The organism is Kitasatospora papulosa, assembly GCF_000717245.1.
In the GTDB taxonomy this organism is placed as follows: Bacteria; Actinomycetota; Actinomycetes; order Streptomycetales; family Streptomycetaceae; genus Streptomyces; species Streptomyces papulosus.
On the sequence record NZ_JNYQ01000017.1, the window covers coordinates 1 to 12,442 of the forward strand.

Genomic DNA, 12,442 nt, shown 5'->3' on the forward strand with positions numbered 1-12,442 from the left:
TGACCACAGTTCAACAGCGGCGCGGCCGGAACCCGGCGCGCCGCTGACGAGCCCACCTGCTCCGCCGACGGCGACCACTTCCTGTCCCTCACCAGCATCACCTGCACCCGCATCTGCCACCGCAGACTCGCCACATGAGATGGATTCTTGGGTGGCCCTGGCCGGGCTTCAACGCGTGGCCGAACGTCCTGCGGCCGTGAATGGTCTGCTCTGCGTACGACCGACCCTGTCCCTGGACCACCGGGCTGCCAACGGTGCCACTGGAGCGCGATTCCTGCCTCGACCGACTCCTGCAACGACCGGAGGAGGGAGCCTGAACTTTGTGATTCGGGGCCGAAGGGGGCCCCACGAGGGCCATTCGGCCTGCGTCTCTCTTGCAGAAAGGGGCCAGACTGGGAGTGGACACCGATCAGGAGGCCCCCATGAGCACTCCTCTCAACCCGCGGCTCACCGCAGCTCTCTCCGTCGAGCAGCGAGAACGGCTGCTGCAGTACGCACGTCGCGTGGACTTTCCTGAAGAGACCCGACTGTTCAAGGAAGGCGGATACGCCGACCGGTTCTGGATCATCCGAACCGGGACAGTCACTCTGGACGTCGAGGTGCCCGGCAAGCAGCCTGCGGTCGTCGACAGCGTCAATGCAGGTGAACTGCTCGGCTGGTCATGGCTTTTCGAGCCCTACCAGTGGCATTTCGGGGCCGAGACGATGACGCGGGTACGAGCACACGAGTTCGACGCGGCAACCGTCCGCATGCTGATGGACGCCGATCCTAGCTTCGGCTTCGCCTTGGACCACTTCGTCGGACAGATGCTCGCTCACCGTCTCTTCTCCGCGCGCGTGCGGCTCCTGGATCTGTACGCACCACACGGAAGCGGCATGTAGATTCTAAGGCGTCATCTCATGTGGTGAGGGCGCGGCATCAGGGCTCGCCCAGCTACTCCGCGACGCTCGCAATGAACGTGTGGATTTCGGCGGTGAGGTTGCGCATGTCCTCCCCTGCCGCGTGGACCGTGTTGGTCTCGAACTGCCATTCCTCGGAGGGCGCCCTGTCGCGGATGCCCCAGGTCAGTTGGACGTGGCCCCCAGGGTGGTGTTCCGCTGAGATGGTCAGGTCGTAGCAGAGGGAGTGCCACGTGCGCACTCCTTCCCAGCCCCGGAAGTCTTCGGCAAGTGATGCGAGGAAGGTGTCGAGTCCGTCGCCGTCCCAGGTCTCCACCGAGGTCTCGACGTTCCCCCAGGGCCCGTGGGCCCTGACTAGGAAGTCGAGCGTTGGTTCGTCTTCATACCGTCGGGCCGGGTCCGAGAGCAGTAGGCGTGCGGGCCCGGAATCTCCCACCTGAACCATAGGGCGGCCGGAATCGTCGTAGTCGATCACGCGATCAGGTTAGAAGACCGGGCTGGGCAGCCGTCGCACTCTCGGGAAGACCGACATCGGGCGTAGCCACTTTGAGGCATGATCACCAGCCATGGCTATGGATCTTGAGCGCGAACTCGTTCCTGACGGGTTGTGGGAGATTGTGGCGCCGCTGATACCACCGTTCAAACCGCGTCGGCAGGGCGGTGGAACGGCTCCGGTGGCGGACCGCACGGTGTTCTGCGCAATCGTGTATGCGCTGACCACCTCATGTGCTTGGCGTCGCTTGCCGCCCAGCTTCGGCGTGAGCCCGGCTACTGTGCACCGCCGATTTGCTGCCTGGACAAGAGCCGGCTTGTGGCGGCGTCTCCACAACGAAGTCCTTGACCGGCTGGGTGCCGCAGGGGCGATCGACTGGTCCGCTGCCCTGGTTGATTCTGCCTCGGTCCGGGCGAAAAGGGGGGCCAGCTCGTAGGTCCGAATCCGGTCGACCGGGGCAAACCCGGCGCCAAGCTCCACATCCTGACTGACGCCCAGGACCTGCCGCTGGTTACTGCGGTTTCTGCTGCGAACATCCACGACAGTCTTGCCCTCAAGCCTCTGGTCATGGCTGTCCCCGCTGTGCGGTCGCGGCGCGGGCCTAGACGTCGCAGACCTTCCAAACTCCGCGCAGACAAAGGATACGACTACCCGGAGATCCGCCACTGGCTGCGGAACCGGAGCATCACACCCAAGATCGCGCGACGTGGCATCGAGTCGAGCGAACGCCTCGGCCGTTACCGCTGGAAGCTCGAACGCAGCATCTTTTGGCTGTTCAACTACCGGCGCCTGACCATCCGCTACGAACGCAAGAGCCGCCACTTCGCCGCGTTCCTCAGCCTCGCCGCCACCCTGATCTGCTACAAGCGGCTCGCCAAACTCACCACATGAGATGACGCCTAAGCGCTCCGGGAGAGCGTGATAGCCCGCCTTGACGTCTGACTCCATTCACTGCTCGGTCCGGTGTTTTCGGGTCCTTTCTTCGACAGTGACACTGGTGGCGCTCGGCCGGCGTGATCCGAAAGGCTCGGATCCGGTCCCAGAGGTGCCCAGCGGACCAGGTTCAACGCAAGCCAGCGGGCGCCAGCGCGAACTCAATCCAGGTGGTGCAGCCCGCGAGCCAGCCATCACAGCGGAAAAGGTGCAGGAACAATGTTGGCGGGGCCCGAGCCCCCCGGCGCCTGCGGCAGTTGCCGCTAACCGAGAGCACCGTCCGCGTGAGGTCGGCTGTGCCGCCTGGGCCCGACGGGACCGCCGATGATCGGCCCAGACCGTCAGTGCGTTTCTCTGACGCCGGAGCTATCTGGATTCGCTCATACCGCCGACGCGAGGCACCGCGCCTCCGTACCGGATCGCTTCTACGACGCCTCTCCCCCGGCCTTGGTGTCGACTCGCTTCACCGGTATTTTCCGTTCGGTCGGCAGGGTTTCTTCGGGCATCGGGATGCGGATGTTGAGGACACCGTCCGCATATGCGGCGTCGACGTCATCGACCGGGATCGCGCCCGGGAGGCGCACTGTCCGGCGGAACGATCCGTAGCGGAACTCCGAATGTTCCTTGTCCTCGGTGCTCTCGCTGTGCTCTGCGCTGACTGTGATGAGGTCGCCGTCGACCGTGATGCTGATGTCCTTGTCCGGGTCCATGCCAGGCAGTTCTGCCTTCAGGACGTACTCACCTTCTCCGCTGGTCATCTCGACCGGGATGGAATGGGCGGCGAATCCAGGCCGCCAGCCTGGAAGTCCCGGGAAATCCCGGTTAAACCAGTCATTGAAGTCAGGAAAACGCCCGTGCCTACGTGCCAACTTATCTCCGGTCATTGCGTGCTCCTCGGGTGTGTTTCGGCGTACGCCACGTGCTATTTGACCGTGGCGAAGCTGTCAGGGGCCACCGAGATCGAGTCAACTCCGGCGGCCACCAGGAACTCGGTGAAGGCGGGATCGTCGCTGGGGCGTTGGCCACAAAGGCCTACGGTGCGTCCGACCGAGTGGGCGCGAGTGACCAGCGTGCCGATGCTGCGAGTGACGGCCGGGTCGGCCTCATCGAAGATGCGGGCAAGGACCTCGGAGTCGCGGTCGATGCCGAGGGTCAGCTGGGTCAGGTCGTTACTGCCGATCGAAAAACCGTCGAAGCGCTCCGCGAAGTCCTGGGCGAGGATGATGTTGGCCGGAATCTCGGCCATGACGTAGACCTGCAGGCCCTTCCGGCCGCGTACGAGCCCCTCCTCCATCATCGTGTCGAGGACACGGTCCGCCTCGCCGAGAGTGCGGCAAAAGGGAATCATGACGACGACATTGGTCAGTCCCATCGTCTCGCGCACCCGGCGCAGCGCCCGGCATTCGAGAGCGAAGCCCTCGCGATAGCCCTGGTCGTAGTAACGGCTTGCTCCGCGCCAGCCGATCATCGGGTTTGCCTCGTCAGGCTCGAAGGGCCGGCCTCCGAGCAGTTTCGCGTACTCGTTGGTCTTGAAGTCGCTCGTCCGCACGACGACGGGTGCGGGCCAGCGTGAGGCCGCGATCCGGGCGATGCCGTGGGACAGCCGGTCGACGAAGTAGGAGCCCTGGTCGGGGTAACCCTCAGTGAGCCGCTCGATCAGGTGCCTGTCGTGGGAGTCCAGCCGTTCCGGGTGGAGCAGCGCCATCGGGTGGACCTTGATCTGGTGGGCGACGATGAACTCCATTCTGGCAAGCCCGACTCCGTCTGCAGGGAGCCTCCACCACCGGAAGGCGGCGGAAGGGTCGGCCAGATTGAGCATGACGTGGGTGCGAGTGGTGGGCAGGCGCTCGAGGTCCTCCTCAGACTCCTCGTACGGGAGCAGTCCGCCGTAGACATGTCCGTGTTCTCCCTCGGCGCAGGACACTGTCACCTCTCGCACGTCACGCAAGACGTGGGTGGCGTCGCCTGCGCCGACGACAGCGGGCACACCGAGTTCACGGCTAACGATCGCGGCGTGAGAGGTACGCCCGCCATGGTCGGTGACGATCGCGGAGGCCCGCTTCATCACTGGCTCCCAGTCGGGGTCGGTGATTCCCGTGACGAGGACGCCGCCGGAGGGGAAGCGGTCCAGATCGACCGGGTGCTCAAGAGCGACGACGAGGCCGCGGTCAATGGCCTCGCCGACCGCAGTGCCGTCGACGAGCGGTGCGCCGGGCGCGGTGGTGAGGCGGCAACGGCGGAGCGTGGCCGTATGGCGGCGGGACTGTACGGTCTCGGGTCGCGCTTGGAGGATCCAGAGCTCGCCTGTAAGGCCGTCCTTGGCCCACTCGAGGTCCATGGGGCAGCCGTAGTGCTTCTCCACGGCGGCCGCCCAGCCGGCGAGGGTCCGAATTTCGGCGTCGTTCAGTACTCGTTGGCTTCGCTCGGTTTCGGGCGTGCCCTCCGTTCGGGTCAGTCCGGTACTGGCATAGACGGTCTTGATGCGCTTGCTTCCGATCCGGACGCCGATCACGGGATCGAGGGCAGGGTCCTTCATGCTCGGCTTGAAGACGGTGTACTCGTCCGGGTCCACGCGGCCCGCTCACGACTGTCTCGCCCAGGCCCCAGGCGGCGCTCACCACGATCACTTCGGGGAAGCCGCTCTCAGGGTCCAGGGTGAAGATCACTCCGGCGCCTGCGAGGTCGGCGCGGACCATGAGCTGGACACCGATGGACAGGGCGACTGTGAGGTGGTCGAAGCCCATACGTTGCCGATAATCAATGGCGCGATCGGTGAAGAGAGACGCGAAACAGCGTCGGCACGCATCAAGAAGTTGGCCGGGTCCACGGACGTTCAGATACGTCTCCTGCTGGCCGGCGAAGCTCGCCTCGGGAAGGTCTTCGGCCGTGGCGCTACTACGCACGGCCACCTCGGGATTCTCGCGATCACAGGCGCGCCCGAGCTCCTCGTACGCGGAGACGATCTCGGCCTCAAGCGCGTCGGGCAACGACTCCGCAAGCATCAGCGACCGAATTGATGCGCCGACCTCGTCAAGTGGAGCGCCTCGGTGGAGCCTCCCGATCTGTTCTTCGATCCGTCCGCGCAGCCCGTGGGCAGTGAGCATCTCGCCGTACGCCTCCGCCGTCGTTGCGAACCCGGCAGGTACGCGCACTCCAGCGGCGCCGAGCTTTGCGGTCATCTCGCCCAGGGAGGCGTTCTTGCCACCCACGCGGCCCAGGTCCTGCCGGCCGAGTTCAGCGAACGGTACGACGCGTAGAAGCGGTGGCATGGAGGTCTCCGGAGCTCGCGGCTAAGGGGTCGATGGGGCATCGGTCGTCCAGAATGCGTGCGCAGATCAAAGGGCACGGGCCGACGACGGCGCTGAGGGCGTGACGAGACCCTGATGCGCTCCAACGCGGTCACCTCCTCGGGTGCGGAGACGGAGCAGCCTGCGATAACCACTCTCCTCACGGGCGCGTCTCGTCCGTAGTGCCGAAGGGGGTCGATGGGCGAGTGCCGTATGGGCCGTATGGTCCGTATCGGAGGGTCCCCTGCCAGCTCGTGCGGAGCACCGAGCTGCCCATCGCTCACGGCCTTGATCGGGGGGCAGATAGTGGCGCAGCAACGGGCAGGGGGAGAGAGGCCCGGCTCGCCCACAGACGCCGAGGAACCCTGGGCGGGGCTGAAGGACGATGGCCTGGTCGACGTGTAGGAGCGACAATCGCCACGACCGTGCCAAGTACCATCGGCTCGCTACCGCCGGACGCCGACCCTACGTCGTGCGGAGTCGGGAGCGCCGGTGAATGATCCGGGCAGTGGGCGCACTTCCTGCGTTGCTTCGCAGGTGGCCAGTCGGCCCCAGCGAGAGGCACCACGGCCCTTGCCCCCTACCTGTCGAGCCATCGGCGGTGGAGGCGGGATCACCCCGGATATTGAAGCATCCTGAAAGCTGCGGCCTGTGAGGCATAGCACCGTCGCCGACGTCATGACGCGAGACGTAGCCACGGCGACCCCTGAAGCGTCCGTCAAGGACGTCGTCTGGAGTCTCCTCTATAACAAGGTTTCGGCTTTGCCTGTCGTGGACCCCCGCCATCGACCGGTAGGAATGGTCTCGGAAACCGACCTGCTCCGCAGACGGCCCGGTCTGCCGAATTCGAAAGGTGACAGCAGAGAAGCAATCACAGCAGGCGATTTGATGACAACGCCCGTATGGACCGTGAGTGTGCCCGGAATGCAGCCTTGCCACTGCAACTCGAATGATCTCTGAGCACGGAGTCGGTCGGCTGCCCGTGATCGATGCCAGCGGAATACTGGTCGGGGTCGTAAGCCGCTCCGATCTACTGCGTCCACTGCTGCGTCGGGACGAGGCCATACAGAACGAAGTCGCGCTGGAGGTGTTGAACCGCAAGTTCCAGGTTGCTGCGGGAAACGTATCAGCCACTGTTCAGGACGGGGTCGTTACGCTTCGCGGCAGCGTCCAGAAAAAATCCAATATTGGCGTCATCGTAACTCTCTGCCGACACGTGGAAGGCGTTATCGAGGTCAAGTCCCGTCTTGGTTACAAGGAGGATGATCTCGTGAAGAATTCCAATCCCGAGCAGAATGAGAAAAAATAGCGGGTTCCGTGCTGCGCAAAAAATGCGAGACCGCGCGGTGTCCGGCCCCCAAGCCTTGCAGAGTTCGCTGAAAGGCGTCCACCCGGGCGTGCACCGACACACTGCCACTGTGGCCGTACAAGTGACTGTCATCGTCACGGACGGGGGCGGGTCGCGCGGCTCGAGTGGTCAGTTTGCGCGACAGAACGTGTCATCAGTAGGCATCTGGCCCTCGACGAGGTAGCGCGTTGTGGTGTTCAACGCACACGAATTGCGGCCCAGGACGTAGACGCCGTGCCCGCTGTCATCGACGCTGATCAGCCGGGCGCGGTCGCCGAACTTCTCGCGCAGCATCTTCGCGCCCAGGTGGGGGGTAGACGCGTCCCTGCGGTTTTGCAGGAGGAGCACGTTGCGGGGGCCTTCAGGATCGACCTCCACGGGCTGTTCGGCGGGGGCGTGCGGCCAGAAGGCGCAGGGTGTGATGTTGGCGGTGGCGGCGCCGTAGAGCGGATAGCGCTCACGGTCCTTGGCGACGCCCCGCCGGTAGGTGTTGACGTCCTCAGGCCACTCGACGTCGTTGCAGGTGACGGCGAGGAAAACGGTCAGAGCGTTGTCGGTCGGCGATACCGGCCCGTCTGTTCCGTCCTGTTGGAAGGCTTTCAGGCTGCGGGCCGCGGGAGCGTCGCCTTCGCGCAGCGTCTGCCAGGTTTGCGCCAGGGCGGGGTACTGCGTCTGCTTGAAGAGGTGGCCGAATGTAAGGAGCCGGAAGAGGTTGCCGTTGATCCCTGCGACGGGGTTCTTGTCGAGTGCGCCGGCGATGGTGAAGTAGGAGGTCCGGACCTGGGCGGGGGTGCTGCCCAGGCCGTAGCTGTCGTGGCGGCTGGCGGCCCAGTTCGCGAAGTCCGGGAAGGTCTGTTCCATGCCGAGCGCGTAACGGCGCATGCCGTCGCGGTCAAGGTGAGTGTCTCCGATGTTGCTGTCGAGCACGACACGGTCGGAGCGTTCGGGAAACATCGACGCGTAAGCGGCACCGAGTGCTGTCCCGTAGGAGTAGCCCAGGTAGCTGGTTTTCTCCTCACCGAGCGCGTCCCGGATCCGGTCGAGGTCACGGGCGGTGTTCGCGGTGGTGAAGTGGCGCAGTCGGCCGTCGTCGTTGTCCGCGCACTGCTTGGCCGCCTGCTCAGCGACCTTGGCCTGTGCAGTGACCGCGGCGTCGTCGACCGCGTAGGGCGGGATGTTTGAGTAGTAGGAGCTGTCCGTGGTGAACCCGCAACTGACCGGTGTGGAGTGACCGATCCCGCGGGTGTCCATGCCGATCAGGTCATATCGGTCGGTGACGCTGCTGGGCAGGCCTTGGGCCACCAGCAGTGCGGACAGGGCCAGCCCTGACCCGCCGGGGCCACCCGGGTTGAGCATGAGGACGCCGCGCCTCCTGTCCGGGTTGGCTGCGGCCAGCCGGGAGACGGCGAGGTCGATCTGCTCGCCCTCCGGATGGGTGTAGTCCAGCGGCACGCGCACGGTGGCACACTGCAGCACGGTGGGAGCGGCTTCCGCCACGACGTCGTCGGGGCATTGGCCCCAGTTCATCTGATGAGTTCTCGCCTCTTCGGCGGCGGCGGGCACGGCTATCAGCGACGCGCCCAGGCCCAGGGCCGCCGCGAGCGCCAGGCTCTTGGCGAGACTGCCTTGCTGATTCATGTCGAGTCTCCTCATGCCGGTTCGTGGTGGCGGTCGCGACCATCCCACTCTCTGCCCCTGGGGCACGGTCAATGGCTGGCGCGCGGAATTGGCCGGAGTTGACCGTGCCCCAGGGGCAGAGAGTTCAATGACGGCCCGACACGATTCTGTAGAGGGGGCTCGTGGTGGCATGGAGTACTCGTCAGCTGGCGGAACTCGCGGGGACGACGGCCAAGGCCGTCCGGCACTATCACGAGATCGGTTTGCTGGAGGAGCCAGAACGGGCCTCCAACGGCTACAAGCGGTACGGCGTCAGCCATCTCGTCCGCCTGCTGCGCATCCGCAGACTGACCGACCTCGGCGTGGCTCTCGCGGACGTCCCGGCTGTCGAGAGCGGTGACGGGAGAGCACGGCAGATCCTCAAGGACCTGGACGCCGAACTCGCGGCGGAGATCGAGCGCCGGCAGGGGATGCGGCGGGCACTGGCGGCCATCATGGACAACCGGGCCGTGCTCGACATGCCCCCGGAATTCAGGACGCTCGCCGACGACCTGCCCGAGACCCAACGGTCCCTGCTTCTGGTCTACTCCAGCATCCTCGCACCCGCAGCGATGGCCGCCCTTCAAGAGCAGCTCGCGGGTCCTCGCGGGGATCTCGAAGCAGAATTCATGGCACTCGACGAGGACGCTCCCGACGACGTCCGGCAGAGGCTGGCCGAGCGAATGGCACCCGAAATCCGCCAGCAGCAACAGGCCCACCCAGCGCTTGCCGACCTCGGGCAGGCCTCGTACCGGGAGAGAGTCGTTGCGGAGTCGGTCGCCTTGCACGCATTGGTCGAGTTCCACAACCGCGCCCACCTCGACGTGTTGCGACGCGCCCACGCCATCCTCGTCAAGAGCGACTGCGCAGAAAGCGAGGGCAACGCCGTCCAGCAGTGAGGCGCGCGGGGCAGGCACACGCGCTTCTGTGTCGTGTGCCCGCCTACAGAAGGGAGGCACGCGGCGCCGGATTGCCAGGAATACGGTTCATCAGCGTTCAGGCAGTGGTGGTCGTGGCAACGAACTTGCCGTCCACTCGTCACGCCATCAGGCGCACGTCGAGGTCCGCTCACGGAGTCACGGAGCGACGGTCCGAGAGCGGTCACTGGCGGGCAGTCACATCGGAAAGCAGTCGGTCGAGCCGCTTCATCACGTCCACCTGCGCTGGATTGTAGAGATCGCTGATGGCTTTGCCGATAGTGCGGGCGGTGTGCTGTCGACCGCGTGGGGCGTCGGAGGCGAGGTCGTTCAGCCCGGAATGCGCGGCCCGGATAGATAGGACGTAAGGCACCAGACGCTCGGCGAGACTCTGGCGTGTCTGCTCATCGGCATCGGCGAGAAGCTCGTCGAGTTCGCGTGCCACCGGTTGCGGCTCCTGCTGGAGCAAGTCGGCATAGGCGTCCATCCCGCTGGGGCCAAGGACCGTACCGAGGACGGTGACGAACGAGCGGTCCGGGGCCGGAAGATCAGCCGTCTCATCCACGGAGGCGAAGCGGAGGGGAAGATCACTTGTGGCTCGCCCGCGCAGGAGGGTACCAACCTCAGCGCGGGCGTGTTGCAGGCGTTCGATCGTGGCGGCGAGCTCAGCGTCGAGAGCCCGCAGATCACGCGGATCGGGATCCGAACCCGGCTGGTCGTCCATATCCGCGATCTGGGAGAGGGAAAAGCCCAGAGCGGTGAGGCGCTTGATCCGGAGGAGTCGGACGAGGTGACTGACGCCGTACTGCTTGTATCCGTTGGAGCGGCGCTCTGGCTCGTCCAGTAGCGCCACGTCGTGGTAGTGCCGTACGGCCCTCAGGCTGACGCCGGCCAGCTCCGCCATTTCCCGGGTGCTCCACGCCATGATCGAGATATCCCCCACCGTCTCTGGTGTCGCCGACGCGGTCACGTCGTGAGCCCCATTGAAAACCATGACGCGACGGCGGGTCGGCCCAGGGGGCGTGCGAGGGCGCGGTCCGCCTCTTGGTGATGTATGGAGAGCCCCAGGTCCAGGGCAGGACAGATGGCGGGGGGCGCCTGAGGGGGAGTTCGACGCCTGCCGGAGCTCGCTCCCGGATCAACGGCCAGCGGCAGGAACCGGTGCGGCGGGGCAGAGATCGGCATTCTGCCCTGTGGGAGGTTCCTGGTCCGTCGGCACTGGATCATCGGCCGGGGCACTAGACGTGCTGATGACCGCGACGTGATTGCGATCGTCCTCGAGAGCTCCGGTCGGCGGCATGCCTATCGAGCAGGTCGCCGCCGATAACTCTGCTCTCGCGCCTCCGCCCGTCGGCGGGCTGGACCGGTGTGGGGGCGTGGTTGGATTCACGGCTGAGTCGGCTCGACGGGTGATCCGGGGCCAGCAGAGAGGATGAAGTCAACAGCGGCGTTGAGGGTTTCGGCCTCGGCCATGAAGACGGACTGGCTGGTGGGCAGGGCACGTTCGACCGAGAGTCCGTTGAGGATGGTGAGAAGGAATCTGAGGTTGCGGGTGTGGTCCCCCGGGGGCAGTGCACCTTCCTCGGCGAGCACGGTCAGCCAGTGTTCGACCCGGCGCTCCGCCTCCCGCTCATGGCAAAGGTATGCGGCCCGAAGCTGTTCAGTCGGTTCAGGTTCGATGAAGGTCCGGTACGTCGCGCCCCATGCGGTTCGCGCGTCTTCGTTGGTGCCGATGAGAGCGAGTACCTGCCGCAGGCAGTTCAGCAGCCGTTCGCGAGGCGGCAGTGCCGGGTCGCGGATCGGGTCGCCGGGCAGCAGGTGTTCGTAGATCCGCGCGAGCAAGCTGTCCTGCAGGGCGCGCTGGGTGGGGAAGTGAAAGCGCAACGAGCCAGTACTAACCCCTGCACGCGCGGCGACCGCTCGCACGCTGAGCTTCGCCCCCATGTCCTCGGCAAGCATCTCCGCCGCCGCCTTGAGGATTCTCTCGCGTGTGTCCATATCTCGCTCTCCTTCGCTTCTCCCAGCATCCTTCACTGTACTAGCACGCCGTACTAGTACGGCGTGCTAGCGTTCTTCTAGCACGCTGTACTAGTGGGTGCGGCTGAGATCCAGAGGGGTGACCGAAGCGTGGCATGGAAGGAGTGGGCGGCATCAAGGCGCCTCAAGCAAGGAGACGGCAGGGAACTGCAGCGCTTTCGTTGGTGGCAGCTCCCTTTTCGTTCACTGTTCTGGCTACGGCTTCCCGGCGCCCATGGTCAGCAATGTCTGTACGCCGTCGACGTACGCCATTGGGCGCGGTTGGACGACAACAGAATCCGGGCGCATCTGTTCCTGGAGGGCAGGCATCTGGCCGAGTCGAAACTGCCCGCACTCTTCCCCGTTGACGGGGGCGTCATCGAGGTGGCGATGAGCAGCTACGGCATCAGGCGCTGCCACTACCGCCCCTCAGGTGGACGGCCGTCTCAACTCGCCCCGGATCCGGCCTCGGCGGAGGGATGGCGGGCGCGCTTCGGTGCCCGCCATCCGGGACTGAGCCGGGCGCTCGCCGCCGGGTCGGTGCTGCTGCTTGTCATCGGTGTAGGTCTGAACCTGTTGCAACTCGCTGAGCCCGTCTCTCAGATCCCTCCCGTCATGCAGCGGGTGGGAACGTTTGAATCGCCCATACACCTGCCGATCTGGCTGAACATCGCGCTGGGGGGTGGGGCCGTTCTGGCCAGCATGGAGCGCGCACTCCGCCTGCGCTACTCCTCCCTGCTCGACGCGGCCGGTCGCTGACCCCTCGAAGCCAGGAAGGCGCGACCACACCCGCGCTCTTGAGTCGGCTTCTTGCGCGAACGACAAGCCGGTCGCACGCAATGACCTACGCAGAAGAAGGGGAAAAAAATAATGATTCAATCGAAGCCACGGGC

General features: G+C 65.6%; 12 protein-coding genes and 1 pseudogene. 6 read left to right on the forward strand and 7 right to left on the reverse strand.

Features of this window, described 5'->3' with window-relative positions:
• Nucleotides 1–422: 422 nt before the first annotated feature.
• On the forward strand, nt 423–881 hold the full coding sequence (locus IA22_RS0129975; protein WP_030125388.1) for a cyclic nucleotide-binding domain-containing protein: 459 nt from the start codon (nt 423–425) through the stop codon (nt 879–881).
• Between the two features lie 52 nt (nt 882–933).
• On the opposite strand, the gene IA22_RS0129980 is transcribed toward IA22_RS0129975, so the two are convergent.
• Entirely contained in the window at nt 934–1,344 is a 411-nt protein-coding gene (locus tag IA22_RS0129980) for a DUF6228 family protein (protein WP_030125389.1), read from the reverse strand.
• Between the two features lie 121 nt (nt 1,345–1,465).
• Between IA22_RS0129980 and IA22_RS35470 the strand changes: the two genes are divergently transcribed.
• Nucleotides 1,466–2,283, forward strand: a protein-coding gene (locus tag IA22_RS35470; protein ID WP_106973268.1) for an IS5 family transposase whose coding sequence is annotated in 2 segments (ribosomal slippage) — nt 1,466–1,808 and nt 1,808–2,283 — 819 coding nt in all. Because the reading frame shifts where the segments join, the coding sequence is not laid out codon by codon here.
• 467 nt (nt 2,284–2,750) lie between these two features.
• Here IA22_RS35470 and IA22_RS0129990 read toward each other — a convergent pair.
• The 3 genes and pseudogenes from IA22_RS0129990 to IA22_RS37705 form a co-directional block, all read right to left on the reverse strand.
• A complete protein-coding gene (locus tag IA22_RS0129990; RefSeq protein ID WP_030125391.1) occupies nt 2,751–3,209 on the reverse strand; it encodes an Hsp20/alpha crystallin family protein in 459 nt (152 codons plus the stop codon).
• A gap of 38 nt (nt 3,210–3,247) precedes the next feature.
• Nucleotides 3,248–4,897, reverse strand: a complete 1,650-nt coding sequence (gene ppsA / locus IA22_RS34320) for a phosphoenolpyruvate synthase (RefSeq protein ID WP_245229617.1) — start codon at nt 4,895–4,897, stop codon at nt 3,248–3,250.
• Nucleotides 4,898–4,931: 34 nt separating this feature from the next.
• Nucleotides 4,932–5,594, reverse strand: a pseudogene (locus tag IA22_RS37705) (PEP/pyruvate-binding domain-containing protein); the annotation flags it as partial.
• Nucleotides 5,595–6,290: 696 nt separating this feature from the next.
• On the opposite strand from IA22_RS37705, the gene IA22_RS37710 reads away from it, so the two are divergent.
• Together IA22_RS37710 and IA22_RS37720 are read left to right on the forward strand one after the other, a co-directional pair.
• On the forward strand, nt 6,291–6,572 hold the full coding sequence (locus IA22_RS37710) for a CBS domain-containing protein (RefSeq protein ID WP_234435487.1): 282 nt from the start codon (nt 6,291–6,293) through the stop codon (nt 6,570–6,572).
• Complete coding sequence (locus tag IA22_RS37720) at nt 6,526–6,921, forward strand: CBS domain-containing protein (protein ID WP_421702143.1); 396 nt, start codon at nt 6,526–6,528, stop codon at nt 6,919–6,921. Before IA22_RS37710 ends, IA22_RS37720 begins: the two co-directional genes overlap by 47 nt.
• 168 nt (nt 6,922–7,089) lie before the next feature.
• On the opposite strand, the gene IA22_RS0130000 is transcribed toward IA22_RS37720, so the two are convergent.
• Entirely contained in the window at nt 7,090–8,598 is a 1,509-nt protein-coding gene (locus tag IA22_RS0130000; protein WP_030125392.1) for an alpha/beta hydrolase, read from the reverse strand.
• Between the two features lie 164 nt (nt 8,599–8,762).
• On the opposite strand from IA22_RS0130000, the gene IA22_RS0130005 reads away from it, so the two are divergent.
• Complete coding sequence (locus tag IA22_RS0130005) at nt 8,763–9,515, forward strand: helix-turn-helix domain-containing protein (RefSeq protein WP_037660078.1); 753 nt, start codon at nt 8,763–8,765, stop codon at nt 9,513–9,515.
• Nucleotides 9,516–9,717: 202 nt separating this feature from the next.
• Here IA22_RS0130005 and IA22_RS0130010 read toward each other — a convergent pair whose 3' ends face one another.
• Nucleotides 9,718–10,458, reverse strand: a complete 741-nt coding sequence (locus tag IA22_RS0130010) for a MerR family transcriptional regulator (RefSeq protein WP_030125394.1) — start codon at nt 10,456–10,458, stop codon at nt 9,718–9,720.
• A gap of 461 nt (nt 10,459–10,919) precedes the next feature.
• A complete protein-coding gene (locus tag IA22_RS0130015; RefSeq protein WP_015575486.1) occupies nt 10,920–11,531 on the reverse strand; it encodes a TetR/AcrR family transcriptional regulator in 612 nt (203 codons plus the stop codon).
• A 129-nt stretch (nt 11,532–11,660) separates the two neighbouring features.
• Here IA22_RS0130015 and IA22_RS0130020 point away from each other — a divergent pair, with 129 nt between their 5' ends.
• Nucleotides 11,661–12,308 carry a hypothetical protein gene (locus IA22_RS0130020; protein WP_030125395.1) on the forward strand — a complete coding sequence of 216 codons (648 nt, stop codon included), beginning with the start codon at nt 11,661–11,663 and terminating at the stop codon, nt 12,306–12,308.
• Nucleotides 12,309–12,442: the final 134 nt, after the last annotated feature.

Bases quoted from the DNA above. Each gene is read 5' to 3' on its own strand.
- IA22_RS0129975 (WP_030125388.1), top strand. From the start codon at position 423: ATGAGCACTCCTCTCAACCCGCGGCTCACCGCAGCTCTCTCCGTCGAG.
- IA22_RS0129980 (WP_030125389.1), bottom strand. From the start codon at position 1,344: ATGGTTCAGGTGGGAGATTCCGGGCCCGCACGCCTACTGCTCTCGGAC.
- IA22_RS0129990 (WP_030125391.1), bottom strand. From the start codon at position 3,209: ATGACCGGAGATAAGTTGGCACGTAGGCACGGGCGTTTTCCTGACTTC.
- IA22_RS37710 (WP_234435487.1), top strand. From the start codon at position 6,291: ATGACGCGAGACGTAGCCACGGCGACCCCTGAAGCGTCCGTCAAGGAC.
- IA22_RS0130000 (WP_030125392.1), bottom strand. From the start codon at position 8,598: ATGAATCAGCAAGGCAGTCTCGCCAAGAGCCTGGCGCTCGCGGCGGCC.
- IA22_RS0130010 (WP_030125394.1), bottom strand. From the start codon at position 10,458: ATGGCGTGGAGCACCCGGGAAATGGCGGAGCTGGCCGGCGTCAGCCTG.
- IA22_RS0130015 (WP_015575486.1), bottom strand. From the start codon at position 11,531: ATGGACACACGCGAGAGAATCCTCAAGGCGGCGGCGGAGATGCTTGCC.